We start from the raw sequence: 25,404 nt of genomic DNA on the forward strand, positions 1-25,404 counted from the left end.
CACCGGCGCTCCGATACTCGGGCAATGCCTCTCGTCGGTCTCACCGTCGTCGAACCCCGCCTGGCCTGGCCGCTCGCCGCCCTGCGCGGCGGTTTCGCCATCCTGTTCGGCATCCTCGCGTTGATCTGGCCGGGAGCCACGGTCCTCGCCCTCGCGATCATCTACGGCATCTACGCGATCATCGACGGCATCGGTGGCCTGATGCAGGCCTTCCGGCCGGGTGACGCCGCTCATCGCGCCGCCTACGGAGTCCTGGGCGCCTTCGGGATCATCGCCGGTGTCCTGGTCCTGATCTGGCCGGGGATCACGGTGCTCGTGCTGGCGCTGCTGGTCGGCTTCTGGGCGATCTTCACCGGCATCGTCGAGATCGTCGCGGCGATCCGGCTGCGCAAGCAGATCGAGGGTGAGGCGTTCCTCATCGCCGCGGGCGCGCTTTCGCTGATCGCGGGCATCGTGATCGTGTTCAACCCGATCGCCGGCGCCTACGGGATCGCGCTCCTGGTCGGGATCTACGCCCTGCTGTACGGCGTGATGCTGCTCGTGCTGGCCTTCCGCCTGCGGAAGCTCACCCAAGCCTGAAAGCTTGTCGGACATGGACCCGTGCTCCGGCACGGCGCAGGTTCGACAGGCTCGGCGACCCTTCCACCGCGGTCGCGACGGCGAAGCGGCGGCCTTCGCGGGCGGCCGCGCCCAGGCCGTGCAGGAGCAGCCGTGCCTGCGCGCCTTTACCGCGATGAGCCCGTGGCGTGGCCGATCCGCCGAGGACGACACCCGGTCCGTGCGTACTCAGGGCCGCGGCGGAGATCGGCACCCCGTCCTCGACAAGCAGCGACCGCCTGATTCGCGGGTCCGCGTGTTCGGCGGCCATGAACGCCGTCACGACACCGTTGCTTTCGTACCCATCGAGCAGGATACGGAGAAACGCGTCGAGGTCGGGCGAGTCGTCGATGTCCGCGTCCGACGCCGCGAAGGCGAGCGGAAGAGTCGCGATCGGACGGACACCGGCGGGCACGAGACCGGTGCCGTGGGGGATCAAGCCCGGTGGCAGCACCAGCGTCGGCGGGTCGCCGTCCCAGCACGACGCCCCGGCGAGCCGGACGGCCCGCGCCAGGTTCGCCTCGGTGATCCCGGTGATCGTGCGCAGGAACCGCAGTTCCGGTGTCGTGGTCATGACCGCGAGCAGCCCGTCCTCACGCCACGCGGAGAAGGTGCCGGGCAGCCCGGCCGCGGTGGCCGCCTCACCGGCGATGACGGCACGGGCGTGGATCACTTCTTCGGCTTCGGTCAGCACGGCTCCAACGTAATAGGCTGATCCGGTGAGCCAGCCGATCCTCTTGACCGTCGACGACGATCCCGCCGTGTCCCGTTCGGTCGCCCGCGACCTGCGCAGAAGGTACGGGAAGGACTATCGGATCATCCGGGCCGATTCCGGTGCCGACGCCCTCGAAGCGCTGCGCGAGCTCAAGCTGCGCGGCGACGCCGTGGCCGCGATCCTCGCCGACTACCGGATGCCGCAGATGGACGGCATCGTCTTCCTCGAGAAGGCGATGGACCTGTTCCCGCACGCCCGCCGCGCGCTGCTGACCGCCTACGCCGACACCGACGCCGCGATCCAGGCGATCAACGTCGTCGACGTCGACCATTACCTCCTCAAGCCGTGGGATCCGCCGGAGGAGAAGCTCTATCCGGTCATCGACGCGCTGGTGGAGACCTGGCGCGCGGTGGGGGAGCGGCCGGTCGACGAGATCAAGCTCATCGGCCACCGGTACTCGTCGCCGTCGTTCCACCTGCGCGATTTCCTGGCGCGCAACGCCGTGCCGTACCGCTGGTACTCGGTGGACGACGACGAGGGCCGCCGGATCCTCGACGCGGCGGACGCGGCGCCGCAGGACATCCCGGTGCTGGTCACGCCGGACGGCACGGTGCTGCGTCAGCCGTCCGGGCCCGAACTCGCCGACGCCGTCGGCCTGTCCACCCGGCCCGCGCAGGAGTTCTACGACCTGATCGTGATCGGCGGCGGACCGGCCGGGCTCGGGGCGGCCGTGTACGGCGCGTCGGAGGGGCTGCGCACGGTCATCGTCGAGCGCAAGGCGACCGGCGGACAGGCGGGCACCAGCTCCCGCATCGAGAACTATCTCGGCTTCCCGGACGGCGTCTCCGGCGCGCAGCTCACCGATCGCGCGCGGCGTCAGGCGCTCAAGTTCGGCGCCGAGGTGCTCACCGCCCGCGACGTCGTCGGCCTCGAAGCGCGTGGTTCGGCGCGCGTGGTCCTGTTCGGCGACGGGACCGAGATCGCCGCGCATTCCGTGGTGCTGGCCAGCGGAGTCACCTATCGGGCGCTGGAGGCTCCCGGGGTCGCCGAACTTGCCGGCCGAGGTGTCTACTACGGCTCCGCCGCCACCGAAGCGCCCGAATGCAAGGGCGAGCACGTCTACATCGTGGGCGGCGCGAATTCGGCGGGCCAGGCGGCGGTGTTCTTCTCCAAACACGCCGCCGACGTCACCATCCTCGTCCGCGGCCAGTCGCTCGAAGCGTCGATGTCGCACTACCTGATCGAGCAGATCGCCGGGATCGAGAACATCCACGTCCGCACCCGGACCACCGTGGTCGAGGCGCACGGCGACGATCACCTCGAACGGCTGACCTTGTGCGAGAACGGCTCCACCACCGAGACCGTGCCCACCGGTCACCTCTTCATCTTCATCGGCGCGGCGCCGCGCACCGACTGGCTCGGCACGGAGATCCAGCGTGACGACCACGGCTTCGTGCGGACCGGCCCCGATCTGCTCACCGACGGCGGTCCGCCGCCGGGCTGGCCGCTGGACCGCGACCCGCACTACCTGGAGTCGTCCATCCCCGGCGTGTTCGTGGCGGGCGACGTGCGGGCGGCGTCGGTGAAGCGTGTCGCGTCGGCCGTGGGTGAAGGCGCCATGGCGGTCACCCTGGTCCACCGATACCTGGAGGAGCAATGAGCGTTCTGCCAAGGGAGGAACTGCGCGGGCTCTTCCTTTTCGAGCACCTCAGCGACGAACAGCTGGACTGGATCGACGAGCACGCCAAGCTGGAGCAGTACAGCGGCGGCACCACGGTCATGCGCGAGGGTGAACCCGCCACCTGCTTCTACCTTCTGTTGTCGGGCGCGTTGCGAATGACACGGCTCGTCGGCGGCACCGAGGTCGAGACGATCCGGTCCGATCAGCGCGGCGCCTACTGCGGCGCGACGCAGTTCTTCGTGCACCAGGAGACCGAGCACACCTACGGCGCTTCGGTGCACGCGGTCAGCGACCTCACGTTCCTGACCTTGCCCGCGGCCGAGTTCGCCACCGAGTTCCGTCGCTGGTTCCCGATGGCGACGCATCTGCTGGAAGGCATGTACCTCGGCTGGCGCAACAGCGACACCGTGATCGGTTCGCGGCGGCGGCTGCTGGCGCTCGGCGAGCTTTCCGCCGGGCTGACCCACGAACTCAACAACCCGGCCGCGGCGGCCGTCCGCGCGACGGCGTCGCTGCGGGAGCGGGTCGCCGGGATGCGGCACAAACTCGCGATGCTGGCGAAGAAGAACGTCGACCCGGCGCTGCTGGAGCAGCTGCTCGAGATCCAGGAACAGCTGGTCAAACAGGTCGCCGCGGCGCCGAAGCTGTCGGCGATGCAGCAGGCCGACCGTGAGGACGAGATCGGCGACTGGTTCGACGGCCACGGCATCGACCAGGGCTGGGACCTCGCCGACATCTACGTCCGCGCCGGGCTGACCGTGCCCGATCTCGATCGCCTGCTGGACTCGGTGGGGGAGACCTTCCTCGACGGCGCCGTCCGCTGGCTGGCGTACGCGCTCGAGACCGAGATGCTGATGGGCGAGATCGAGGATTCGACCACCCGTATCTCGGTGCTGGTCGGCAAGGCCAAGCAGTACTCCCAGATGGACCGTGCGCCACACCAGTGGATCGACGTCCACGAAGGACTCGACTCCACCCTCGTCATGCTCGCCGGGAAGATCGGGCCGGGGATCCGGGTCGTGAAGGAGTACGACCACGCGGTGCCGAGGATCCCGGCGTACGCGGGCGAGCTGAACCAGGTGTGGACGAACATCATCGACAACGCGCTCGGCGCCATGGGGCCCGAGGGCACGCTGACCCTGCGGACGTCCCGGGTGGACGATCACGTGCACGTCGAGATCGGCGACACCGGACCCGGGATCCCGGCGGAGGTGCGGCAGCGGATCTTCGAACCGTTCTTCACCACGAAGCCGGTGGGGCAGGGGACCGGGCTCGGACTGGACATCTCCTGGCGCATCGTCGTCGAACGGCATCAGGGCGACCTCCGGGTCGATTCGGCGCCGGGTGACACGCGCTTCACCGTGTGCCTGCCGGTCTCGGAGCAGTCCGTGATCTGATTTTCCTTCTACCCCAACGGTTCGCCAGGAACTGACGACTTCTTTCGTTCATCGATCGTTCATTTCGAAATGGCTCACCCGCGCGTCAAAAGAGTCGAACGGGCTGAAAGATCGAGCTGGTGAACGAGGGGGTGGGCCGATGAAACGTCGTCTGTCGATCGGCCTGGCAGTGGTGCTGCTGCTGGCCGTGGTCGCCGTGATCGTCTGGGGCCGTGGCGGTGACGAGAACACCGCGCGAGGGACCGACCTGACCACGGTGCGTGGTGTCATCGGATCGGAGAAGCTCGCGTTCTTCTCCGACCAGCGGGTGGCGGAAGCGTTCGCCCGGCACGGGCTGAAGGTCGAGGCCGACACCGCCGGTTCGCGGCAGATCGCGAATATGGACCTCGGGAAGTACGAGTTCGCGTTCCCGTCCTCGTCGCCGGCCGCGCAGCGGATCCAGCGCGACCACAAGGTGACCGGCGTGCACACGCCGTTCCAGTCGCCGATGGCGGTCGCGACCTTCGAGCCGATCGTGAACCTCTTGAGCGCCAACGGGATCGTGCGCAAGGGCGCTGGGGACTACCAGGTGCTCGACATCGCGAAGTACCTCGAACTCGCGCAGCGGGGCACGCGCTGGGATCAGCTTCCCGGCAACACCGCCTTCCCGGCCCGCAAGAACGTGCTGGTCACGACCACGGACCCGCGCGAGTCGAACTCGGCGGCGATGTACCTGTCGATCGTTTCCTTCGTCGCCAACGGCAACAACGTGGTCAGCACGCCGGAAGCCGAGGCGAAGGTGCTGCCCGGCGTGTCGAAGCTGTTCATCGACCAGGGCTACACGCAGAACAGCACCGAGGGCCCGTTCGAGGACTACCTCGCCGCGGGGATGGGCAAGACGCCGCTGGCGCTGATCTACGAATCGCAGTTCGTCGACCGGCTGGTCCGCGCGGACGGCTCGATCCGGCCGGACATGCGCCTGCTCTACATGGCGCCGACGGTGTACTCCAAGCACACGCTGGTCCCGTTGAAGCCGAACGGCGATCAGGTCGGCAGGCTGCTGGCGACCGACCCGGAACTGGGGAAACTCGCCGCCACCTTCGGCTTCCGCACCGGAGACCCGCGGTTGTTCGCCGACGTCGTCGCCGCAGCCAAGGCGCCGGTGCCCGCGGATCTGGTGGACGCCGTCGAGCCGCCGTCGTTCGAAACGCTGGAGCGGCTGCTCGACGCCGTGAAGAAACAGTACTGATGGACGATTTCACGCTCACTCCACCCGAACCGGTGGAGGCGATCCCGGCCGAGCGGGCCGCGGGCCTGGTGACGCTCGCGCCGGAGGTACACGCCGAGGTCGCGAAGCGCGCCGAGAGTTTCGCCCGGCGTCTCGAAGCGCTCGACGTCCGGTCCCCGGAGTTCACCCGCGTGCTGGACGAACTGCTCGCGGTCGGCGAGTCCGACATGCGGGCGGCGGCGACCGTCGCGGGCGCGCTGCTGGACCGCTCGTCGCGGGCGCTGGCGGAAATCGGGTCACCGCAGCAGCAGGCGACGGTCAGCCTCGCCGGGCTCCGGCGGGCCGTGGCGGAGATCGACCCGGCGAAACTGCCGATCACCGGCCGCAAACTGATGGGGCTGATCCCGGTCGCGGGCAGCGCGAAGAAGGCGCTGGATCGCTACCGCGCGGCCAACGAGCCGGTGAACGCGCTGGTACTGGACCTGCGTGCGCGGCAGGACGTCCTGCGACGGGACAACGCCGCGCTCAAGGGCGAGCGCGAGCGGCTGTGGGCGACGCTCGGCAAGCTCTCGGAAGCGGCCGCGTTCGCCGAGGCCGTCGACACCGCCGTCGAACGTCAAGCCGGGATCTTCGACTTCACCGATCCCGCGCGGGCCAAGTCACTGCGGGCCGACGCACTGCATCCGATCCGGCAGCGGCACCAGGATCTGCTGACCCAGCTCGCGGTGAGCGCGCAGGGCTACCTGGCGCTGGATCTGGTGCGGCGCAACAACGACGAGCTGATCCGGGGGATCGAGCGGGCGGTGTCGACCACGGTCGCGGCGCTGCGGGTCGCACTGCTGGTGAGCGGCGCGCTCGCCGGACAGCGCGACGTCCTCGACGAGGTCCAGGCCGTGCAGGCCACCACCGACGGGCTGATCCGGGCCAACGCCGAAATGCTGGAACTGCGCAGCGCCGAGATCCAGCGCGCGGGCAGTGATCCGGCGGTGGCGGTGGCGACGATCCGCGAGTCGTTCGAGCGGATCTACCGCAGCATCGACGCGATCGACGAGTTCAAGGCGGGTGCCGTCTCGACGATGGCGGCGACCGTGGAGGCGCTGTCCGGCGAGATCCGGCGAGCCGAAGACCATCTGCGCCGCTCTCACGAGACGGCGACGGCCGAGGGGGCATCGTGAAACGCTGGACGGTGTTGGCGGTCAGCGCGGTTTGCGCGCTGTCACTGGTTTCCTGCGACTCGAGTGAAGGTGAGACGCGCGGCCTGGGGGAGGCCGAGCCGGGCACCTTGAGGGTGCTCGCGGGCAGTGAGCTGGCCGACATGCAGCCGCTGTTGGAGCAGGAAGCGGCGGCGACCGGGGTCAAGGTGAAGTTCCAGTTCACCGGGACGCTGGAAGGCGCCGAGACGCTCGGAGGAGGACAGGCGGACGGCCAGTACGACGCCGTCTGGTTCTCGTCGAACCGGTACCCCGCGGCGGTTCCGGAGGCCGCGAAACGGCTGGGCGAGCAGGTGAAGATCATGAGTTCGCCGGTGGTGCTCGGCGTGTCCGCTTCGGCGGCGCAACGGCTCGGCTGGACCGGACGGCCGGTGAGTTGGGGCGAGATCGCCGAGCCGGCCGGGAAGAAGGCCTTCACCTACGGCATGACCGATCCGTCGGCGTCGAACTCCGGCTTCTCCGCGCTCGTCGGGGTCGCGTCGGCGCTCGCGGGGGCGGGCAACGCGGTCGATGCGCAACAGATCACCGCCGTCACCCCGAAACTGACCGAGTTCTTCAGCGCGCAAGCGATGTCGGCGGGCTCGTCAGGCTGGCTTTCCGAGGCCTACCAACGACGGGCGAGCGGTCAGGATCCCGGCAAGAAGGTCGACGGGCTGATCAACTACGAGTCCGTCCTGCTGTCGATGAACGCGACCGGGAAGCTCCCCGAACCGCTGACGCTGGTGTACCCCTCCGACGGCGTCGTCACCGCCGATTACCCGCTGACCCTGTTGCAGAGCGCGACTCCCGACGCGAGGGACGCGCACCGCAAGCTGGCCGAACGGCTGCGCACGCCGGACACCCAGCGCAAGATCATGGAGACCACACAGCGCCGCCCCGTCGTGCCCGGTGTCCAGCTCGGGCAGCAGTTCGCGCGGAAGGACCTCGTCGAGCTGCCGTTCCCCGCGACGCAGCAGGCGGTCGACGCGTTGCTGGGCGCCTACTTCGACAAGATCCGGCGTCCGTCGCGCACGCTGTACGTGCTCGACACCTCCGGTTCCATGGCGGGTGACCGGATCGAGTCGCTGCGCACCGCGCTGATCGGGCTGACCGGCGCCGACGGTTCGCTGACCGGGCGGTACCGCCGGTTCCGCAGCCGTGAAGAGGTCACGATGCTGCCGTTCGACACCGTGCCCGGCCGCCCGGAGACCTTCGTCGTCCCGGAAGGCGATCCCCAGCCCACGTTGGACAAGATCAAGCGATTCGCCGAAGGCCTCGACGCGAACGGCGGCACGGCGATCTACGACAGCCTTCAGCGTGCGCACGACATCATGGGCCCTTTGGTCGCGCGCGACCCCGACCGGTTCACCTCGATCGTGCTGATGACCGACGGGCAGAACGCGAACGGCTCCAAGTTCTCGGACTTCCAGCGGAAGTTCCCCTCGCTGCCGGAGGCGGTGCGGCAGATCCCGGTGTTCACCGTGATCTTCGGGGAAGGCGACTCCGCCGAACTCGGCGAGGTCGCGAAACGCACCGGCGGCAACGTGTTCGACGCGCGCGGTGACGTCCTGCCCAAGGTGTTCCAGGAAATCCGCGGGTACCAGTGATCCGGTACCTCGGCTCCACGAAGAACCTCGCCGGTTGCGTCGGCGGGCTGATCGGGCTCGCGCTGTACCTGACCGGCGTCGTCGGCGCGCTGTGGCCGGTGGTGGTCGCCGGGCTGTACGCGGTGTTCGCCCTGCTCGCGCCGCCGGAACGGGTCCGGCTGGTCTCGCCTGCCGCCGAGGCCGAGGCCGGTCAGCTGCGCGCGGAGCTCGGCTCACTGGTGGACAAGGTGACCGCGCGGGCACAGCGGATGCCGGAGTCCTCTGTGGACGGTGTCCGGCGGATCGCCGAAGTGCTCGAAGACCTGCTTTCGCGACCGGAGCGATGGGCGGCCAACCCGGACGTCCAGCACGCCGTCACCCGGCTGGCACGGACGGACCTGCCGCTGTCGGTGGAGACCTACCTCAACCTGCCGTGGTGGTTCGCCGCCAAACGGCGCGCGAGCGGCGAGCCCAGCGCGTCCGAGGAACTCCTGGCACAACTGGAGCTGCTGGAAACCGAAGCGCATCGCATCGCGGAACGGTTCTACGCGGGGGATGTCCACCAGCAGGCCGATCACACGCGATATCTGCGGGAGCGTGGCGAGGCCTAGTCCCGGTGAGAGAAACCCTTGCGCGGCAGGAACTCCGGGTGTCCCGATCACCGGTCGTTCTCCGTGGGCAAGCCGGGATCCTTGTGGTGGACTGCGTACCGTCGGCCCCGTCATGGTCGGCATTCCGTCTTCCCAAGGGAGTTCAGGCGTGCAGAAGTACAGACAGTGGATGGCCGTGGTGGCCGCGGTGGTGGTGTGCCTCGCCGGCGGTACTCCGGCGAACGCCGAACAGCGCGACGATCACTGCGTCGCCGACACGGCGACCGGAGTGATCCGGTGCTTCGACAGCCTCGGCGAATCGCTCGCAGCGGCGTCGGCAGGCGAGGTCGGTGCCTCCGCGACGGTGATCAGCGTGCTGTACGAACACGCGAACTTCGGCGGCGCGAGCGTCGCCGTCACCGGGTCGCCGTGTGTCGAGGCGACCAACCAGACCGTCGGCTTCCTCGGAAACTGGAACGACAAGATCTCCTCGTTCCAGACATTCCACAACTGCTACATCACGATGTACGAGCACGCCGAATACCAGGGCGAACGCCAGGAGTGGTACGCCAACGACAGCGGCAACTACGGGTCGAACATGAACGACCGCGGCAGTTCGGTGGTGTACTCGCGCGGGCCGTCCCGCGCCGAACTGCTCAAGGACTGCGGCCACGCCACCAAGACCTGCAACGCCCACGTCGACCAGCGCGGACAGGATTTCGGCGGCAGCTGGGGCCGGGTGGACACGGTGTACAACTGCAGCGCCAACAAGATCACCCAGGTGATCGGCAAACGCGACACCCGCAGCGGGAAGAACACGGTGTCGAACGAGATCAGCGTGAGCGCGGGCTTCCAGTTCCTCGTCGACTGGTCGGTCGCGTACAAGCGCACGTGGGGCCAGGAATGGGGCTGGGAGACCAGCGAGAGCGTCGAAACCCGGATCGAGGTCAACCCGGGCTACTGGGCGGGTCTGGACCGGTCACCGGTGATGCGGGTGGCCAGCGGCTCGTACGACATGTGGTACGACAAGCGCAAATGGGGTCACCATCAGTGGTACGTCTGGAACTTCAGCGGTGAAGGACCGGCGCCCGGCGTCGTGGGCCAGACCAGGACGGTCGGCAAGAAGATGACGTCGGACGAGAAGAAGAGGGTGTGCGGGAAGTCGGCAGGGCTCGTGCGGTCGTCCGCCTCGCCGCGGTCGGAAAGCGCGCCCGCGCCCGCCGCGCCCGCCGCGCCCGCGGTGCGCGTCGCGCAGGGATCGCTGCACAGCTAGACGGGTGGTCCGGTTCGGCGGCCGCGGATGCCTCAGCGGCCGCCGAGCCTCGGCAGGGTCAGGGTGGTCACCGCCGTCGTCACCCAGCCCAGGAGGTCGCCGAGCGGGATGGTGGACAGCTTTTCCGGCCACTCCTCCGCCAGTGCGTGCAGGACGAGATGGCCGTCGTGCGCCTCGACCGCGGTGAGCCGGATCCCTTGCGGGAGTTCCGGCAGGGGCAGCACGATCGGCTTGAGGCGGGACGGCGGGCCGAACCGGCGGCGTCCGATGTGGACGGCCGTCGGCCGGAGGACGACGGCGCCGCTCTCCACAGTGGACTCCAGGGCGAGATGGCCCCAGCGGGGCCGCTTTTCCCAGCGGACGTGGAAATGCCCGTTGTCGCCGGGGGTCACGATGATGCCCGGCCGCGCCTCGGCCACCCGCTCCTGCAGTACTTCGGGCGAAACCCGGATCGCCATCCGCACCTGTTCGGGGATGGCGGCCGGGGACGGCAGCGAGCGGAGACGGACGTTCGACGCCAGCACGGTGATGCGTTCGAGCGGCGTCTCCGGCCAGTCGACGTCCTCCACGACGATGCGGACGTCGCCGACCCGGCCGGTGGCCGCCAGGCTGAGGCTGTCGGCCTGGTAGTCGAGTCCGGTCAACGTGAGGCCGACGTCGTGCCCGTCCACCTTGGTCGTCAGCCGTCGCCCGACCAGCTGTTCGGTGACGGTCTTCAGCACCGCGGCCGGGGTCACGGGCACGTTCGGCAACAGCGCCCGCCCGGCGGCGGCCAGGCCGAACAGCTCGGGAAGCGGGTTCAGGTCGAACCATCTGCCGTCGCTCATCCGACCAGTGTCGCCGAACGGGACGCCGATCGCCGCCGCAGGGGGTCAGCGGGCCGCGAAACGGGCGATGACACCCGCCAGGATCACCCAGAACGCGGCGGCCAGGCCGTAGTCGAGAATGACCGCGAGATTCGGGTCACTCACCGGGAAAAGGCCGGGCCAGAACAAGGCCAGCGGCTTGGCCAGCGCCTGGATGAAGATGAAGAAGCCGTTGCCCGCGTTGGCTCCCGCGAGCACCATCACCATGTACAGCAGCTCGATGAAAGCGAACACCGCACCGATGCCGGTGATGACCCGCACGGCGGTGTTGCTCCTACTGGTGGTTCGCCATCTGGACATACCGGAAAAGTTCCCTGATTCCGTCGTGACAAACGCTTCGGCGGCGAGATTGCGCCGATTGGCCGCACCTCGCCCACTGCCCGGAGGTGATCCGTGACGGAGTGCTCACCAAGTGATATCGATTATCATTACCAGCATGACTGTCGGCGACTGGAATGACGGCTGGGAACGCCTGATGGCGAGATATCAGCCAGGGCGCGCTCAAGCGATCGAGCGGATGATCGATCTGGTCGCGACGCGGTGCGAAGGCGCCGCGCCGCGCGTGCTGGACGTGGGAGGTGGCACGGGCACCCTTTGCTCCCGGCTGCTCGAACGCGTGCCTGGGGCAGAGGTCACTCTGCTCGATCTCGACCCGGTGATGCTGACGATCGCCGGCTCCTCCCTGCCGCCGTCGGTGCGGGTGGTCCGGGCGGATCTGCGGGAGCCGGACTGGACCGCCCTGCTGCCGGATACCGGCTACGACGCCGTTCTGGCGGTCATGGCGTTGCACTACCTGCCGCCTGGCCGGTTGACCGAGCTGTACGCCGAACTCGGCGGGCTCGTGCGGGCGGGCGGATTCGTGGCCAACGTGGACGACATGCCCGATGGGGAGGCGGTGGCGTCCACGGTCGAGGACGGCGAAGACCTCTGGGGCACTTGGTGGAGCCAGGTCGCGGAGGACCCGGTGCTCGGCCCGGCGATGGCCGAAAGGAACCGGCTGTTCGGAGAGTCACCTTCGGCCGAATGGCATCCGCCGGCCGAGTGGCATCTGCGGGCTCTGGAGGCCGGGCCGGTCGACGAGGCGGCCGTGGCGTGGCGGAACGGTGCCCAGGCCGCCGTAGTGGCCTTCAAGCCCCGCTGAACGGCGTTGTGCTCTCCCGTACGGCGTTGTGCTCTCCCGTGGCCTGCTCGGTCAGTCGTCCAGAGGCGCGCCGCGCCACTGCCAGCCGGCGCGGGAGGGACGTCCGGGGAGGTCCACCCTGTCCGTCGCCCACAGCAACGCCGTCCAGGGATCGACGTCGGCGGCGTCCACCTCCGGGAACATCCGCGCGAGCACTCGCGAACAGACGTCACGTGGCGGGTCGAGGGTGACGTCGAGGCCCCTGGCCATGTCCTCGCCGTGAACCAGGACCTCGACACAGCCCATTCCGGCGAAACCTTCGACGTCGGCGCGTCCGCTCGGGTGGTACGCGCGGACATCCGGGTCCGTCGTGCGGAGCGTGGCACCGAGGATGCCGCCGCCGACCGTGACGAACTCCAGCAGTTCCGACGGCGTCGCGGCCTGGTCGGCGACGGCTTCGAAGCAGACGAAACGCGGTGTGGACGGCCGGGCGATCAGCAGTCCCGCGTAGGAGATGAGGCAGTCGCCGAGATGCTCGGCCGTGCGCCAGGCGTTCAGTTCGCCGGTGCCCGGTGCCGCCGACCAGTCACGGCCCGATGCCTCGCGCAGGTTGCCCGTCACGCTCGTGATCGCCGCTTCGAGGTCGTCGGGGGTGACTGTCATCGTGGCATCAGCTCAAAGGTGTCGGAAACGCGACCGGACCGCGGCGGCCGTTCTTCCCGACCGCGCGCACACCGAAGAACACGTTGTCCTTCGACAGATCCACTTTAGCCTCGGTCGTGTCGCCGACCTTGATCGCGTGCGTCCAGTCGGGCGCCGTCGTCTCCCGCCACACGACCTCGTAACCGGCGAGATCCGGGTCTGTTCCGCGCCGCCACACCAGATCCGTGTCGTTCGTCAGCCGGTTCGTCCGGATCCGGACGTCTTCGGGGGTGCCCGGCGCGGTCGCCAGCGACCACATCGTCGCGGCGTTGACCCGTGCGACCCTGGCGATGAACGGGAAGTCGCAGAACTCCGGCAGATCGCCGAACCGCTTGCCGTCCTCCACCCGGATGTCTTGGTGCTGGTGCGCGTAATCCTCGTGCGGTTCGGTGAACCGCGCGGCCGGATAACCCTGCTCCAGGAACGGGATGTGGTCGCCACCCCGGAGGTAGCGGTCGCGCCGGTGGATCACCCGCACGGCCATGCCGGTCGCGTCGTTCTCCGCGACCGAACGCACGAACCGGGCCAGCTGACGGGACGGCGAGTCGTTTTCGCCACCGACCGCGCGCCGGATGTCCGCCTGCGCCGGGGTTTCCGACGTCGGCACACCTTCGGCGAACAACCGGATCGTGCGCGGGTCCCTCGTTCCGTCGTCCGCCCGGCTCGAGCCGACGATGTCGTTGGTGAACATCGCCTGCACATTCGTGCCCGCCGACTTGTACAGCGTGGCCATATGCCGCGCGCCGAACAGGCCCTGTTCCTCACCCGCGACCGCCGCGAACACGATGGTCGCGGCCGGACGGCGAGTGGCGAACACCCGCGCGAGCTCCATCGCGACGGCCACCCCGGAAGCGTCGTCGTCGGCGCCCGGAGCGTCCTTCGTCGCGTCGAGCGGATCGGAACACCGCGAGTCGTAGTGGCCCGACACGACATAGACCCGCTCGGGAGTGGAGGAGCCGCGCAAGGTGGCGACGACGTTGGTGATCGTGGTGGCCACAGGGATCCTGGGAGGAGCGGGCTGTTGCAGATACGACTGCGACTCGACCCTCATCCGGCCGCCCGACCGTTCCGCGGACTTCACCAGTTCCGCGAAGATCCAGTCGCGGGCGGCGCCGATGCCGCGGACGGGATCGGTCTGCGAGGACAACGTATGCCGCGTCCCGAAAGCCGCGAGCCTGCGTACGGTGGCCTCGATCCGGTGCTCGTCGATCTCCCGCAAGATCGCCCGGAGTTCGGCGTCGGGTCGTTGCGGGGAGAGACGTTCGCCGGGGCCTCGTTCGTCGAGCACTTCTGCGTCGGCCGGGACCTCGGCGCTGGCGGTTGATGACAGGGCAGTTGCGGACAGAGCGGTTGATGACAGAGCCGTTGAAGATAGAGCCGTTGAAGATAGAGCCGTTGAAGATAGAGCGGCCGCCGAGAGCGCGGCCGACGTGGACAGGAAAACTCGTCTGGACCTTTCCTCAGCCATTCTCCGTTCCTACGCGCCTTGTGTTCGGGCGTCTACCCGCGAAAAGGATGAGCGCGGCGGACGGGGGATGAGGGAGGATCACCGGGTGATCTTCGGGAGAAAGACGTCAGTGGCCGAGGCACTCCAGGAAACGTTGGAGAGCCGGGGGCGCTGTGTGGGCGTGCTCGTCGATGCGCTCGTGCTCGTAGACAAGTCCGGCGCTGCCGCTGAAATCGCGGCGGCCTTCGAGATGATCACTGAGACACCGGCGCTCATCGCGACTCTCGACGAGTACTGGCGGTACGAGCGGGCTCTGGATGAGGTCGCTCTGACACTCAGGGCCGGTAAGGCAGGACTGCTGACCACCGCGATCGCGGCTTCGTACCGCGACGGCCGGGTCCGGGAGCTGGCGGTCACGAGACTGCTGGCGAAACCGTGCCCGAAGACACTTCCGTTCCTGCTGTTGCGCATGACGGACTGGGCGTCTCCGGTCCGCGACGTCGCCCGCGCGGGTGTCATCCGGGTGCTGCACGATGATCCGGCGACTTACCTGCGGCCGGCTGCCGAAACGATGCTTCACCTGGGGCGCCGTCGCCGCGGCGGGTTCGGCGTGCGACAGCTGTACGCGGCCGCTTACGACGTCCCGGTGGCGGTACTCGAGCAACTGATGTGCTCGGTGAACCTCGCGGTGCCGCGGTTCGCGTTCGAGGTCCGGACCCGGCGGGGTGACCTCGAACTCGACGAGCTGATCCGGCTTGCTCTGACGAATTCCGACAAGGGCATCCGCGCACGAGCCGGTGAGGCCGTCGCACGCCAGGCCGTCTGGACCGGTCGCGTGGACGTCCTGCGCAAGCTGGCCGTCTGCCGCCACGGCGAGGTACGGATCAGCGCACTGACCGGACTCGCGCGCCTCGGCCATTGGGAGGAAATCGCCGGTCTGCTGGACGACCGTTCCACGCTGATCCGTGCGCTCGCACGGGATGCCGCCCGGCGTACGGGAGTCGACGCCGTCGATTGGTACCGGTCCGCTGTTTCCGGTGCGAACCCTTCGCTGGGGGCCATCGCGGGACTCGCGGAGTCGGGGCGGGAAGAGGACGGGCAACTGCTGTATCCGTTGCTGAGGCACCCCGTGGCCAGGGTGCGAGCTCAAGCCGTTGGGGCACTGCGGATTCTGGACGCTGTTCCGGTCGATTCGGTGATGTCGATGGTCGAGGATCCTTCGCGACGAGTGGTCAGGGCGGCTTTGAAGGCGTTGCGGACACGGGCCTGAGTTCGTTGCTCAGACCTCCTGAGGTTCGTCGTCTTCGGGACCTGTGCGTGGCTCGTGGAGCGGCTCTGGCGCCGTCTCGTAGGTATGGCCGCTCGGCGTGGTGATGATCATGCCGCCGTCGCCGGTGGGCACGGTCGACCAACCGGGTTCTTCTCGAAGCAGGTTGTGGGTTTTGCAGTGACTGTGGCAGTTGTACTGGTTGGTCTTGCCGTCGCGAGCCCAAGAGATGATGTGGTCGATCTCGGAGAACTCGGCAGGCTGGTGACAGCCCGGTTGCGTGCACTCGCGATCCCGCGCCTTGATCAACCGTGCCAAGGAGGCCGGTGACCGGTGTTTGCCGGCGCCGGCTTCGATCAGTTGGCCGGTGGCGGAGTCGGTGATCAGCCGCGACCAGGTCGAGTCGGGGTCGGAGGCGATCTCGCGGACCAGCCAATCGGGGATGGGCCCGTACCCGGCGAGTGTCGCGGGGTCGTTGCGCGCGCCGACGAGTGTCAAGAAATCGACATAGACATGGATGTGCGCACGCGGCTTGCCGTGACCGTCTTCGGCCAGCAGGCGTTCGCCGAAGATATCGGCGCGATGCTGGTCGAGGGTCCGGGATTTGTCCTTGTTACGCCGAGCTCGCGCGGCTCTGCTCATCGAGGCGTAGACAGAACTGGCGACTTCCGTGGGCAGATAGGCGGAAATCGTGGACATGGTCTCGTCATTGTGTTCCAGCGAGATATGCCGCAGAGCGCGTTTCTTGGTGGCTCGTTCTTGATATCCGCCGGGGTCGAACTTCTGCACGGCGTACCTCACCGAACGACGGATCGAGACAGGATCACGATCGGCGAGACGCTTCGCCAGCCAGGCGTCGACCTGCGCCGCGACCTCGTCCGACACTTCCCTGGTCAGTTGCATGACCTTGGAAGCCTTGTACAGGTCGATATCGCCACGCTCCAACGCCGCCAGTGTGTTTGGCAGGCGAGCGACGAGGGCGCAGGAGGTCTCGACGAGCAGGAACGCGTGATTGCGGGTGACCGAGAAGCGCAAGGCGACCTCCTCGGTCACAGATCTTCGTGATCCGCCGCGAGCGGCGAAATCGGCTAGCGCTCGTACCTGACGTCCCTGTGTCCGACGAAGCGAAAGCTCTTCGTCGAACGCGGTGTCAAGAAAGCGAGCGGCTTTCGGGTTATAAGGGAGAGTGGTGGTCATGCCCATGATCTTACCCGAACAGGCGTTCGAATGCGATCAAGTCTGTGATCGAATTTACGCGGAGAGTGAACGGGCGTCTCGTTCACCCAGACCGTGACCGACGGCCCGGCTTGCCTGCTTGAATGGGTGAATGAGCGAGGACTACCCGAGACTGCTGGAAGACCGAGAAGTGCTGCTGGCGCGAGGAGTTGAGCGACGACAAGCGCGGCTGCGAGGCTGGCTTGACGGCTACGACGGGCCGCGACCGCTCTATCGGATCGAACTGTTCCTCGGCCGTGACCGGTATACGGCCACCGCCATGGACATGTTCGAGTCACTTGTCCGGTTGCGTCTTCAGCTGGAACCCAGGGGCTGGACGATCGCCGTTCAAGGGGCCCGCCGCGACACCTATCCGAGCGGGATGTGCAGGGATATGGGTGGCGGTATGCGAATCTACGTAACGCGGACCGGCAGCAAGACTTCGGCGGCCGACCTCGTCGATACGCTGGCCGATGCGGAACTCGACCAGATCGTGACTGTTGCGGAGCAGAAGACCCGGCACGCCGAATGGTGCGAGTCGGCCACGGGTCGCCGAGTCTGAGCGCACGTCACGAGGCTGGTGGGCGAAGATGGTGTCTTCCTGGGAATCTGACGCGGAGGTGGCGATCCGTGCCGCGGGTGCCGCGTGCGAGGTGATCCGGCGATCCTACGGTCGAACGGGTCGACAAGAGTGACGGCGATTTCGCCACCGAGGCCGATCTCGCCGCGGAGCGCGTGATCCGGGGAGTTCTGCGGGAGGCGCGGCCGGACGACGGGATCGTCGGCGAGGAGTACGGCGCGGACGAGGGAGCCGGATGGCGGACCTGGCTGGTCGACCCCTTGTGCGGCACGATGAACTACGCGGTGCGGACCCAGTTGGTCGCGGTCGACATCGTCTTGCGTGTCGGCGACGACGTGACCGCGGCGGTGTCGGCGGACCCGTTTTCCGGAGAGGTGTTCTGGACCGGCGGGGCCGAGGCGTTCGTCCGTCGCGACCGCCGTGACGAGCCCTTGGTGCCTGGGCAGGGCGGCGATCTCGTGGATCTCAACCTCGACCCGCCGTTTCCCAACGCCGTGTCCTTCCGTGCGGCACGGATGCTGATGGACGACGCCTTCACCGGACGCTTTCGCCCCCGCGTGGTTCCACGACACTGGCGCTGGCCTGGGTCGCGGCCGGGCGGCGGGCCGCTTACGTCACCGATGGGCACCTGAAGGACAGTGTGCATTTCACCAGCGGAATCGCTTTGTGCCAGGCGGCCGGTTGCGTGGTGACCAACCTCGCCGGAGAAGCCGTCCACACCGGCGCTCAAGGACTTGTCGCGGCCTCCGATTCCGCGATCCACCGAGAGCTGATCGACCTCGTGACACGCCGGTCATGAGGAGTGAACGTCCACTCGGACCGATGGGCTCCGGCGGGTCCACAACGGAGACGACTGTCGCCACCGGACGCGTGGTGCAGGGTATTTCAAGTCCGCTATCTTGCGGAGGTGGAGATCCAAGTGCTGGAGGGTGCGCTGGTCGAGGTGCCCACGAACGCCGTCACGGGAATGGACCGGCGTGCGTTCGGCGAGTTCATCGGGCCGCAGGGTGAACTGGCCTCGTACGCGCTCGGCTGGACCACCGGGTCGGATCCGCACGTCGCCCGCCTGTCGGTCGGGATCGGCGCGGGTAACCCCGGCGGCGGAACATTTCACGCCGTCATCTTCGAAAACGAGGGCGGACACGCGTTCTCGCTGACCGACGACCCGTTCGAGCGCGTGCCGCAGGGCGGTCCGGATCTGACCGCGGACGAAGCACGCGCCCATGAGGATCTGCCGTTCGTCTGGTGGGTCACCGACCGGATCCTGGAGCGCGATCGGCGGGCCTGGTGGCTGCGGCACTGGCTGCTGCGGACCACCTGCGTCCAGACCTTGGAGGTCTTCGAACGCCGCGAGCCCATTCTGTTCGTCCGGCACGACGCGGATGACGGCGTCTGGCGGCTCATCGGTGCCTCCGACGCGGACGGCGGCACCGGAAAGACCGGGCACCTGCACCACGCCGTCGACGAGGATCAAAGCCTGATCGACATCCTCGACCTGCCGCCTGGCGGCAGCGCGACGCGAACGGGCGCCGGAAGTCCCTGGAACGGTCACTTCTAGAGCTGCAGCACGCTCACTCGCCGCGAGTCGAGCTGTCATGCCGATGTGCGGACACTGCTTGGCTGGTTCGTCTCGTCTGCATTCCGTCGGTATTGCGGTGGAATGGCGTCATGGTTGAACTTCCGATCTGTGATCGTGCCGGCAACGCCTTGATCGGGTTTCGCTTCGTCACGGAAGAGGAATTGGGGCGTCTGGTCAAGCGGGTGACCGTGCCCGCGTCGTTGGTTGTCGCTATCCACGCGGAAGCCGTCCTGATGATGTTCGATAGCCGGCGGAGGCAGTGGGAGCTTCCGGGAGGGATGCGGGAGACGGGTGAGAGCCCGCGCGAGGCCGCGGTCCGGGAGCTGGGTGAGGAGACCGGCATCCACGGCGTGGACCTGTCGTTCGCCGCCATGGCCGAGTTCGATCTCACGAAGCCGGAGCGTCGGGAACTCCTAGCCGTATATCGGGTTCGGCTCCAGGTCGTGCCTCGGATGACCGTCAACGATGAAGCGCTGGACTTTCGATGGTGGCCGCCATCGGAACCGGTGAGCGAGGATATGAGCCCGCTGGACGCGGAGATCGCCAGGCGCGTGGTCCAATCGTCTACCAGCTGAATTCGCCGGGTCGTGCTGTCGTGCCGCGAAGCGCGCAGACATGCCGATGAGCGGTCGTGCTCTAGCGGGTGCGTCGTGCTCGGCTGCCGAGGCAGGTTCGTCTCCGTGCCGGACGATCATCACGCGGCGACATCGAACAGGCCGAAGCCGGCGGTTCGTATCGTGCGTCTGACCGGCCCGTGTTCGACTCGCTCGCTCGCGGTGATCTGGCCGGAGTGACCGCGACCAGCCCGATACCGCTGACGACCTACCTGACCGGATCGGACCGGCGTGGGCTGTGGCAGAGGCGCAGCAGGCAGGTCGCGGCGGACCCCGGCAGCGCCGCCTGGGTTACCGGCATCATCTGGGACCAGCAACATCTACTGGCCGTCGGTACGGTCGGTTACCACGGGCCTCCCGACACATCGGGGATGGTGGAGATCGGCTACGCCGTCGACCCGGCACACCGGCGACGGGGTTACGCGCGGGCGGCGCTGGAGCCGTTGCCGGCGCGGGCCGCCCAGACGCCGCAGGTCCACACCGTCCGGGTCACAATCGGCCCCGGCAATACGGCTTCTTATCGGTTGGCGTCGCAGTACGGCTTCGTCAAGGTCGGTGAACAGTGGGACGACGAGGACGGGCTGGAGATCATCTACGAGATCCCGGCGGATCGCCTGTAGTCAGGTTTCGAATCTCCGCTCTTGCCGCCGTGCGTGCACTGAAGTCCACTCGATCTCGGAACAGTCCTTCACGGTCCGACGGCCGGGTCGTCGAGGTCGAGTGGCGGCATCGTCGCGGTGTCTCGGGCCCAGGTGTCGCGGAATCCCGGCTGGACCGCGAGATCGACCAGTTCGATCCTGGCCCCGATGCTGTCGAGCCGGTGGTAGGTGAAGGAGCGACCGTAGGGGCAGGAGTCGAACTCGATCGGCGCGCCTCGATCCGCCAGGCGCTGTTTGTCCGTCATGACGTCCTTGGACCAGTAGCCGAGGTGATCGAAGCGGGACCCGTCCGTCGCATCCCACGGACTGCCGGCGGGGCCTTGGATCACCTCGAAGAACGGTGGCCCGTCAATGGAGAACACGATGCTGTAGTCCCAGTCCCCGAGGGTGCCCGCACGGACTGGACTCCAGGTCACACCGAGAGTTCGTGTGAGGTCCTCGGTCGCCTGTCCGATATCTCGAACGACGAAGCACAAGTGGTAGAAGGCGTTCACCCGTCCTGTCTACCAACTCCGCGATGCACGAAAGTTCGTGACCGCCCGCGAGCCTGGGGACGAGGGAGGGACGGCGTTATCGTTGATCGATGTCGCGCGCAGTCGTTCTCGGCGGGACAGGGTCGATCGGTCGCGCCACCGCACGCCGGGTGGGAGGTGATCGTTGTCGGCCGAGACGCCTCGCGCATGCCCGAGGATGTCGCGGTCGCGGGTGGCCGGTTCGTCGCCGCGGACCGCTGCGAACCCGGCGGACTCGGGGTGGCGCTCGGTGCGGGGGCGGATTTGGTGGTCGACTGTCTGTGCTTCACCGCCGCGCACGCCCGTGATCTGCTGCTTCTGCTGGACGACGTGGGGTCCACGGTGATGATCTCCAGCAAGGCCGTGTACGTCGATGCGATGGGCAACCACGTGAACTCCGCCGCCGCACCGGAGTTCGACGGCCCGATCCGCGAGTCGCAGCCGACCATGGCCCCACGCGAGGATCTCGACTACCGCACTCGCGACGGCTACGGCGCCGACAAGGTCGCCGCGGAACGTGTCCTGCTCGACAGCGGACACCCGGTCACCGTTCTGCGACCATCCAAAGTCCATGGAGAGGGGGCGACCAAGCCCGGTGAATGGGTGTTCGTCAACCGCGTACTGGACCGGCGCGAGGTCCTTCTCCTGTCCCGCGGTGGCCGCGGCGTCGACCACCCGAGCGCGGCCGGGAACATCGCCGCTCTGATCGAAACCGCCGCGAACAACCCCGGCAGGCGTGTCCTCAACTGGGCCGACCCGGACGCACCCGACGCCCTCGACGTCTCGCGGACCATCGCGAGACACCGCGGCCATCGATGGGAGGAAGTGCTCCTCGACGACCACGCCCCTGACGGACTCGGCCTGCACCACTGGGACCGCACACCGGGTATCCGGCTGGACATGACCGCGCCGGGCGTTCGGCTACGCCGCAGAGGACGCCTACCTCGCGGAGCGGTAGCCGGGCCCGAACCCGTGTCAGCCCTCGCCCTCCGCAAGCAACTCCCGCAGCATGGCCAGCAGTTCCCGCCGGTCCCCGGCCCCGAGTTTCCCCCGGATCCGGGCCATGTGGTGCTCCACGGTCTTTCCCGAGATGAACAGTTTGCTCCCGGCCTGTTTGTACGTCAGCCCGTCGACGACCAGGCGGGCGACCTCCAGTTCGCGTTCGCTCAGCGTGCTCAACCCGGTGGTGGCGGCGGGTTCCGGAGCGCGTCCTTGGAACTGGCGGGCCGCTTCGAGCAGCTGGACCATCGCCTTGCGGTCCGAGGTCCGGATCGCCGCTTGGCCCGCCAGGCGGGAAGCGTCCCAGCAGAGGCCGAGTTCGTGCAGCTCCGAGGAGGACGCGGTGATCTCTTCGGGGTCGAAGGTACCGGTCAAGACCGCGAGCCAGCCGGTCGCGGCGGCGGCGAGTGCGGCCGGATAGCGTCCGCAGGCCGCGAAATCGTCGAGTGCGGCCAGATGGTCCGCGGCCGACGTGTGATCCTCGACGGTGATGGCGGCGTGCAGTTCGTGCCAGCGTAAGGTGGCTGTCCACAGTGGAGGGTTGCCGAGCGCGTCGAGCACGGTGTGCGCTCGCTCGAGTCGCCCGGCCAGTTTGGCGCTCGCACCGCCCCGTGCGGCCGCGATCGCGAGTTCGCCCAGCGGCAGCAACGAATACAGGTCCGGCTGCTGCCGCATCGAAGCCTGATACGCCCGGTCCCAGGAGCGTTGCAGGCCGGGAAGATCGCTCGCCCGCCGCGCCAGGCCGAGCTGCAGGGTGGCGGCGAAAAGTTCGTCGCGCGCTTCGAGACCGTCCGGTGGCATCAAGGACTCGGCTGCGGTTTTGAGGTCGCCCGCGGTCATCGCGACCCAGCCGAGCAGCAGCCGATGCCGTTTCGCGAGCAGGTCGCCGCCGATCCGACCGCTCACCGCGCGGCTCAACACCGACTCGGCCAGCGCGAGTTCGCCGGAATGCAGGCCCACCAACGCGGCGAGGGCAGCCGGGCTGTCCGGGAGCGGTGCCGGCGCCCCCGCCGATTCCAGCATCGAAGCCGCGCCCAGCAGGGCCGACAGGGTTTCGGCGCCACAGCCGGAGACCGAACCGGTGATCGCGCGCGCCATCCGTGAGGCGGCGCCCGCGAACAGGGTCGGGACTTCGGGGGTTTCCAGCACGCCGCGGGCGGCTTCGAGTTTTCCGGTGCCCAGCAACGCGATCGCGGCGAACGCCTTCGAGCCCGCCCGGCCGGACCATTGGTACAGCTCCGCGCTGTGCGCCAGTTCGCCGCGATGCGCGAGCACGGTCGCCGCCACTTCGGCGCCCGCGGCCCGGGCGTCGGTGTCGGAGGTGCTGCCGAGCATCCCGTCGCCGAGCCGGAGCGCGGTGTCGAGGTCCCCGGCCAGCGCCGCGGCGTGAGCCCAGCCGACGGTGAGCGCCGCGCCGCGCCCACCGGCCTCGGACGCGGCTTCGTAGAACCGCGCCGCGAGTTTCGTGTCGTCGGGCATCGCTTCACGCGCGGCCGCCTCGAAGGCCGCCGCCGCGCTCGCGCCCGAACTTCCCGTTCCCAGCAGGGATCGGGCGAGGTCCAGCACCGGAAGTCCGTCGCGCAGCTGGAGTTCCACCAGCCGCTGCAGCACGGTCAGCCGCCTTCCGGGCGACCCCCAGGTGCGGATGGCCTCGGCGGCGATCGGCAGCAGCACGTCGTCTTCGCCGAGGAGACCGGTCGCCCTGGCGCTGTCGAAGACTTCGGGCAGTCCTTCGCGATCGCGGTTGAGCAGGGCCGCCAGGAGATCGAGATTCCGGCCCGCGCCGGCCTCGGCCGCGATCAGGAACCGGTGGACGTCGTCGTCGAGCTGTTCCAGCTCACCGCGGAAGTCCGCGAGCCTGCCGGTGACCGCCCGCACCACCAGCCCCGGCACACCACCGGTCCTGGCGTGGACGTCCTCCGCCGTGGCCGGGTCGCCGCCGGCGTGCTCGACGAGCCGCCGGACGTCGTCGACGCCGAACGCGCCCAAGGTCACCGCTGTGCCGAAGGAATCGGCGAGTGCGCGCAAGGTGGTGGTCCGCGCGGCGGGCCGGAAGGCCAGGACGACGGGTGCCGTCGTTTCCTCCGCCAGAGCCTTGATCTTCGCGATCTCGTCGTCGCCGAGCTGGTCGGCGTCGTCGACGAGCACCGCCTCGACCCCGGCGTGGTCGAAGTGGCGTCCGAGCAGGCCGAGTAGATGGGTCTTCCCGTGCGCGCCGGGGGCGACGACGGTGACCCGCACCGGGAGTTCCGGGGCGGCGGTCACCTCGTCGAGCAGGCGCCGGGCACCCGGATGGATGATGCCGGGCTTGTCGAGCAGTGCGTTCAACAGCGACCTTCGGGGGAGGAAGTCACGCCGGGGGTGACCGGCGCGCACGAGCTCGAAGTGGTGGGAGGGGCTTCGGGACCCTTGTCTGCGGTGGCTTCTCGGGTGGTCAAGGTGAGCAGCAGCGTCGTCGCGGCCAGCACCACGACCGCGGCACCGGCGACGAGCGGCTTGCGTCGGCTGAGCAGTTTCGCCGCCCCGGTGCGTTCTGGCAAGGGGAACGGGGTGATGTCGACGGGTGGCCGTTCGGGCCGCTCGGTGAGCTCTTCCGGCACGTCGACCCGGGGAAGAAGGGTGGTTTCGACGGTCGCGACGGCGTTCGACGCCGGGCCCCCGGGTTGAGGAAGGTCACGTCGCGCGGCGATGTTGGCCGCACCGGTCGCCACCGTCAGCACCGGATCACTCGACGCGAAGAGGGGGCACGGTGTCCGGCCGGGAACCGGTGGGGCGTCGCCACAGAGCACGATGCCCGCCAGCGCCTGCGGCGGGATCCCCGCGCCGTGCGCGAGTTCGAAGACCTTGCCGACGGCCTCACCCGGCTCGACGCCTTCCACCGTTTTGACCGGCTGCCAGCCGTTGACGCCGGCCGCGGCGATCGTGACCACCGCGCCGTCGGGCCCGAATTCGCAGACACCGGCGGTGACGTCGCCTTGCGGGGCAAGGTACGCGTGCAGTGCGGCGATGGGCGCGGCGACCAGCGCGGCGCGGGGGAAGCCGGCTTCGGCCAGTGCCCGGCGCAGCAGCTCCCGGCGGAACGAACCCCAGTCGACGGGGTGGGTGAGCACGATGTGCTGCGGCTGCTCGCCGAAGCGTTCGGCCGCTTGATCCACCGCGGCGTCCACCAGGACCGCGCTGAGGGATTCGGCCGGGAACCGCTCGCCGCCGACGATCACGGGGACGTCGTCGCCGACCCTTTCGTGGAATCCGGTCAGCAGCCGGGCGGGCGCGGACCGGCCCGCTTCGACGGCGGCGTCCCCGGTGAGCAGGTAGCCGTCGTCGTCGAGGAACACCGCGGACGCCGCCGCCGGGCCGCGCGCGCCGAGCCACGACGGCTCGGGCACGCCCCAGCCGTCGCCGGTGTTCACGCAGGTGGCGGCGGTGGTGCGGGTCGAGGCGATATCGATGCCGAGGACGTAGGGCAACGAGCATCCTCCTTCGCTTGACCAGCCCCTAAGGACCAAATAGGGCCACTCACCCGAACGGCTTGACCCGTCTGGGTGAGGGTTGGCATTAAACCCAACCGAACGCGTCTCGGTTAAGCCCCTAACGCCCTAACGATGTCA

General features: G+C 68.7%; 26 protein-coding genes. 16 read left to right on the plus strand and 10 right to left on the minus strand.

Going from position 1 to position 25,404, the window contains the following annotated elements; translation table 11 throughout:
- Positions 1-24: 24 nt before the first annotated feature.
- Positions 25-579 carry an HdeD family acid-resistance protein gene (locus DL991_RS18805; RefSeq protein ID WP_125785641.1) on the plus strand — a complete coding sequence of 185 codons (555 nt, stop codon included), beginning with the start codon at positions 25-27 and terminating at the stop codon, positions 577-579.
- Here DL991_RS18805 and DL991_RS18810 read toward each other — a convergent pair.
- Positions 566-1,291 carry a hypothetical protein gene (locus tag DL991_RS18810; protein ID WP_125785642.1) on the minus strand — a complete coding sequence of 242 codons (726 nt, stop codon included), beginning with the start codon at positions 1,289-1,291 and terminating at the stop codon, positions 566-568. The genes DL991_RS18805 and DL991_RS18810 overlap by 14 nt on opposite strands.
- 25 nt (positions 1,292-1,316) lie before the next feature.
- Here DL991_RS18810 and DL991_RS18815 point away from each other — a divergent pair, with 25 nt between their 5' ends.
- The 7 genes from DL991_RS18815 (at position 1,317) to DL991_RS18845 (ending at position 10,236) form a co-directional block, all read left to right on the plus strand.
- The gene (locus DL991_RS18815) at positions 1,317-2,972 is read left to right on the plus strand and encodes an FAD-dependent oxidoreductase (protein ID WP_125785643.1); all 1,656 of its coding nucleotides are present in this window, start codon (positions 1,317-1,319) and stop codon (positions 2,970-2,972) included.
- Positions 2,969-4,390 (plus strand): ATP-binding protein, encoded by a 1,422-nt coding sequence (locus DL991_RS18820; RefSeq protein ID WP_125785644.1) that lies wholly within the window; start codon positions 2,969-2,971, stop codon positions 4,388-4,390. The genes DL991_RS18815 and DL991_RS18820 overlap by 4 nt, the downstream gene beginning before the upstream one ends.
- A 139-nt stretch (positions 4,391-4,529) precedes the next feature.
- A complete protein-coding gene (locus DL991_RS18825; protein WP_125785645.1) occupies positions 4,530-5,618 on the plus strand; it encodes a hypothetical protein in 1,089 nt (362 codons plus the stop codon).
- Entirely contained in the window at positions 5,618-6,772 is a 1,155-nt protein-coding gene (locus DL991_RS18830) for a toxic anion resistance protein (RefSeq protein WP_125785646.1), read from the plus strand. The genes DL991_RS18825 and DL991_RS18830 overlap by 1 nt, the downstream gene beginning before the upstream one ends.
- Positions 6,769-8,394 (plus strand): VWA domain-containing protein, encoded by a 1,626-nt coding sequence (locus DL991_RS18835; protein ID WP_125785647.1) that lies wholly within the window; start codon positions 6,769-6,771, stop codon positions 8,392-8,394. Before DL991_RS18830 ends, DL991_RS18835 begins: the two co-directional genes overlap by 4 nt.
- Entirely contained in the window at positions 8,391-8,984 is a 594-nt protein-coding gene (locus DL991_RS18840) for a hypothetical protein (RefSeq protein ID WP_125785648.1), read from the plus strand. Before DL991_RS18835 ends, DL991_RS18840 begins: the two co-directional genes overlap by 4 nt.
- A 148-nt stretch (positions 8,985-9,132) precedes the next feature.
- Positions 9,133-10,236, plus strand: coding sequence for a peptidase inhibitor family I36 protein (locus DL991_RS18845; RefSeq protein WP_125785649.1), 1,104 nt, complete (start codon positions 9,133-9,135; stop codon positions 10,234-10,236).
- 32 nt (positions 10,237-10,268) lie between these two features.
- Here the strand turns inward: DL991_RS18845 and DL991_RS18850 are convergent, their stop codons facing one another.
- Positions 10,269-11,063 (minus strand): LmeA family phospholipid-binding protein, encoded by a 795-nt coding sequence (locus tag DL991_RS18850; RefSeq protein WP_125785650.1) that lies wholly within the window; start codon positions 11,061-11,063, stop codon positions 10,269-10,271.
- Positions 11,064-11,108: 45 nt separating this feature from the next.
- Positions 11,109-11,363 carry a hypothetical protein gene (locus DL991_RS18855; RefSeq protein WP_026467456.1) on the minus strand — a complete coding sequence of 85 codons (255 nt, stop codon included), beginning with the start codon at positions 11,361-11,363 and terminating at the stop codon, positions 11,109-11,111.
- A 175-nt stretch (positions 11,364-11,538) separates the two neighbouring features.
- Here DL991_RS18855 and DL991_RS18860 point away from each other — a divergent pair, with 175 nt between their 5' ends.
- Positions 11,539-12,243 carry a trans-aconitate 2-methyltransferase gene (locus DL991_RS18860; RefSeq protein ID WP_125785651.1) on the plus strand — a complete coding sequence of 235 codons (705 nt, stop codon included), beginning with the start codon at positions 11,539-11,541 and terminating at the stop codon, positions 12,241-12,243.
- 51 nt (positions 12,244-12,294) lie between these two features.
- Here the strand turns inward: DL991_RS18860 and DL991_RS18865 are convergent, their stop codons facing one another.
- Together DL991_RS18865 and DL991_RS18870 are read right to left on the minus strand one after the other, a co-directional pair.
- Entirely contained in the window at positions 12,295-12,885 is a 591-nt protein-coding gene (locus DL991_RS18865) for a hypothetical protein (protein ID WP_125785652.1), read from the minus strand.
- Positions 12,886-12,892: 7 nt separating this feature from the next.
- Positions 12,893-14,212 (minus strand): M28 family metallopeptidase, encoded by a 1,320-nt coding sequence (locus tag DL991_RS18870; protein ID WP_370306780.1) that lies wholly within the window; start codon positions 14,210-14,212, stop codon positions 12,893-12,895.
- A 265-nt stretch (positions 14,213-14,477) separates the two neighbouring features.
- On the opposite strand from DL991_RS18870, the gene DL991_RS18875 reads away from it, so the two are divergent.
- Positions 14,478-15,641, plus strand: coding sequence for a HEAT repeat domain-containing protein (locus tag DL991_RS18875; protein WP_125785654.1), 1,164 nt, complete (start codon positions 14,478-14,480; stop codon positions 15,639-15,641).
- A gap of 9 nt (positions 15,642-15,650) precedes the next feature.
- Here DL991_RS18875 and DL991_RS18880 read toward each other — a convergent pair whose 3' ends face one another.
- Positions 15,651-16,835, minus strand: coding sequence for an HNH endonuclease signature motif containing protein (locus DL991_RS18880; protein WP_125785655.1), 1,185 nt, complete (start codon positions 16,833-16,835; stop codon positions 15,651-15,653).
- Between the two features lie 130 nt (positions 16,836-16,965).
- Here DL991_RS18880 and DL991_RS18885 point away from each other — a divergent pair, with 130 nt between their 5' ends.
- From DL991_RS18885 to DL991_RS18905, 6 genes are all read left to right on the plus strand, one after another.
- Positions 16,966-17,415: a hypothetical protein gene (locus tag DL991_RS18885; protein WP_125785656.1), complete on the plus strand. Its 450-nt coding sequence runs from the start codon at positions 16,966-16,968 to the stop codon at positions 17,413-17,415.
- Between the two features lie 173 nt (positions 17,416-17,588).
- Positions 17,589-18,065, plus strand: a complete 477-nt coding sequence (locus tag DL991_RS43355; protein ID WP_233598899.1) for an inositol monophosphatase family protein — start codon at positions 17,589-17,591, stop codon at positions 18,063-18,065.
- On the plus strand, positions 18,011-18,232 hold the full coding sequence (locus DL991_RS43360; RefSeq protein WP_233598908.1) for an inositol monophosphatase family protein: 222 nt from the start codon (positions 18,011-18,013) through the stop codon (positions 18,230-18,232). The genes DL991_RS43355 and DL991_RS43360 overlap by 55 nt, the downstream gene beginning before the upstream one ends.
- A 108-nt stretch (positions 18,233-18,340) precedes the next feature.
- The gene (locus DL991_RS18895; RefSeq protein ID WP_125785657.1) at positions 18,341-18,991 is read left to right on the plus strand and encodes a hypothetical protein; all 651 of its coding nucleotides are present in this window, start codon (positions 18,341-18,343) and stop codon (positions 18,989-18,991) included.
- Between the two features lie 110 nt (positions 18,992-19,101).
- Complete coding sequence (locus tag DL991_RS18900) at positions 19,102-19,587, plus strand: NUDIX hydrolase (RefSeq protein WP_125785658.1); 486 nt, start codon at positions 19,102-19,104, stop codon at positions 19,585-19,587.
- 179 nt (positions 19,588-19,766) lie between these two features.
- Positions 19,767-20,246: a GNAT family N-acetyltransferase gene (locus DL991_RS18905; RefSeq protein ID WP_233598900.1), complete on the plus strand. Its 480-nt coding sequence runs from the start codon at positions 19,767-19,769 to the stop codon at positions 20,244-20,246.
- Between the two features lie 68 nt (positions 20,247-20,314).
- Here DL991_RS18905 and DL991_RS18910 read toward each other — a convergent pair whose 3' ends face one another.
- From DL991_RS18910 to DL991_RS18925, 4 genes are all read right to left on the minus strand, one after another.
- On the minus strand, positions 20,315-20,779 hold the full coding sequence (locus tag DL991_RS18910; RefSeq protein ID WP_125785659.1) for a VOC family protein: 465 nt from the start codon (positions 20,777-20,779) through the stop codon (positions 20,315-20,317).
- A gap of 9 nt (positions 20,780-20,788) precedes the next feature.
- The gene (locus DL991_RS42645; RefSeq protein ID WP_158634437.1) at positions 20,789-21,640 is read right to left on the minus strand and encodes a hypothetical protein; all 852 of its coding nucleotides are present in this window, start codon (positions 21,638-21,640) and stop codon (positions 20,789-20,791) included.
- 132 nt (positions 21,641-21,772) lie between these two features.
- Positions 21,773-24,124, minus strand: a complete 2,352-nt coding sequence (locus DL991_RS18920; protein ID WP_125785660.1) for a helix-turn-helix transcriptional regulator — start codon at positions 24,122-24,124, stop codon at positions 21,773-21,775.
- Positions 24,121-25,263 (minus strand): molecular chaperone DnaK, encoded by a 1,143-nt coding sequence (locus DL991_RS18925; protein ID WP_125785661.1) that lies wholly within the window; start codon positions 25,261-25,263, stop codon positions 24,121-24,123. Before DL991_RS18925 ends, DL991_RS18920 begins: the two co-directional genes overlap by 4 nt.
- Positions 25,264-25,404 lie beyond the last annotated feature (141 nt).

Origin of the sequence: Amycolatopsis sp. WAC 01375, from assembly GCF_003947325.1 — a bacterium.
Taxonomy (GTDB): domain Bacteria; phylum Actinomycetota; class Actinomycetes; order Mycobacteriales; family Pseudonocardiaceae; genus Amycolatopsis.

What these genes read in the sequence shown, in the direction of transcription:
- DL991_RS18805 (WP_125785641.1), top strand. Translation starts at nt 25, where the DNA reads ATGCCTCTCGTCGGTCTCACCGTCGTCGAACCCCGCCTGGCCTGGCCG.
- DL991_RS18820 (WP_125785644.1), top strand. Translation starts at nt 2,969, where the DNA reads ATGAGCGTTCTGCCAAGGGAGGAACTGCGCGGGCTCTTCCTTTTCGAG.
- DL991_RS18825 (WP_125785645.1), top strand. Translation starts at nt 4,530, where the DNA reads ATGAAACGTCGTCTGTCGATCGGCCTGGCAGTGGTGCTGCTGCTGGCC.
- DL991_RS18830 (WP_125785646.1), top strand. Translation starts at nt 5,618, where the DNA reads ATGGACGATTTCACGCTCACTCCACCCGAACCGGTGGAGGCGATCCCG.
- DL991_RS18850 (WP_125785650.1), bottom strand. Translation starts at nt 11,063, where the DNA reads ATGAGCGACGGCAGATGGTTCGACCTGAACCCGCTTCCCGAGCTGTTC.
- DL991_RS18860 (WP_125785651.1), top strand. Translation starts at nt 11,539, where the DNA reads ATGACTGTCGGCGACTGGAATGACGGCTGGGAACGCCTGATGGCGAGA.
- DL991_RS18865 (WP_125785652.1), bottom strand. Translation starts at nt 12,885, where the DNA reads ATGACAGTCACCCCCGACGACCTCGAAGCGGCGATCACGAGCGTGACG.
- DL991_RS18880 (WP_125785655.1), bottom strand. Translation starts at nt 16,835, where the DNA reads ATGACCACCACTCTCCCTTATAACCCGAAAGCCGCTCGCTTTCTTGAC.
- DL991_RS18885 (WP_125785656.1), top strand. Translation starts at nt 16,966, where the DNA reads ATGAGCGAGGACTACCCGAGACTGCTGGAAGACCGAGAAGTGCTGCTG.
- DL991_RS18900 (WP_125785658.1), top strand. Translation starts at nt 19,102, where the DNA reads ATGGTTGAACTTCCGATCTGTGATCGTGCCGGCAACGCCTTGATCGGG.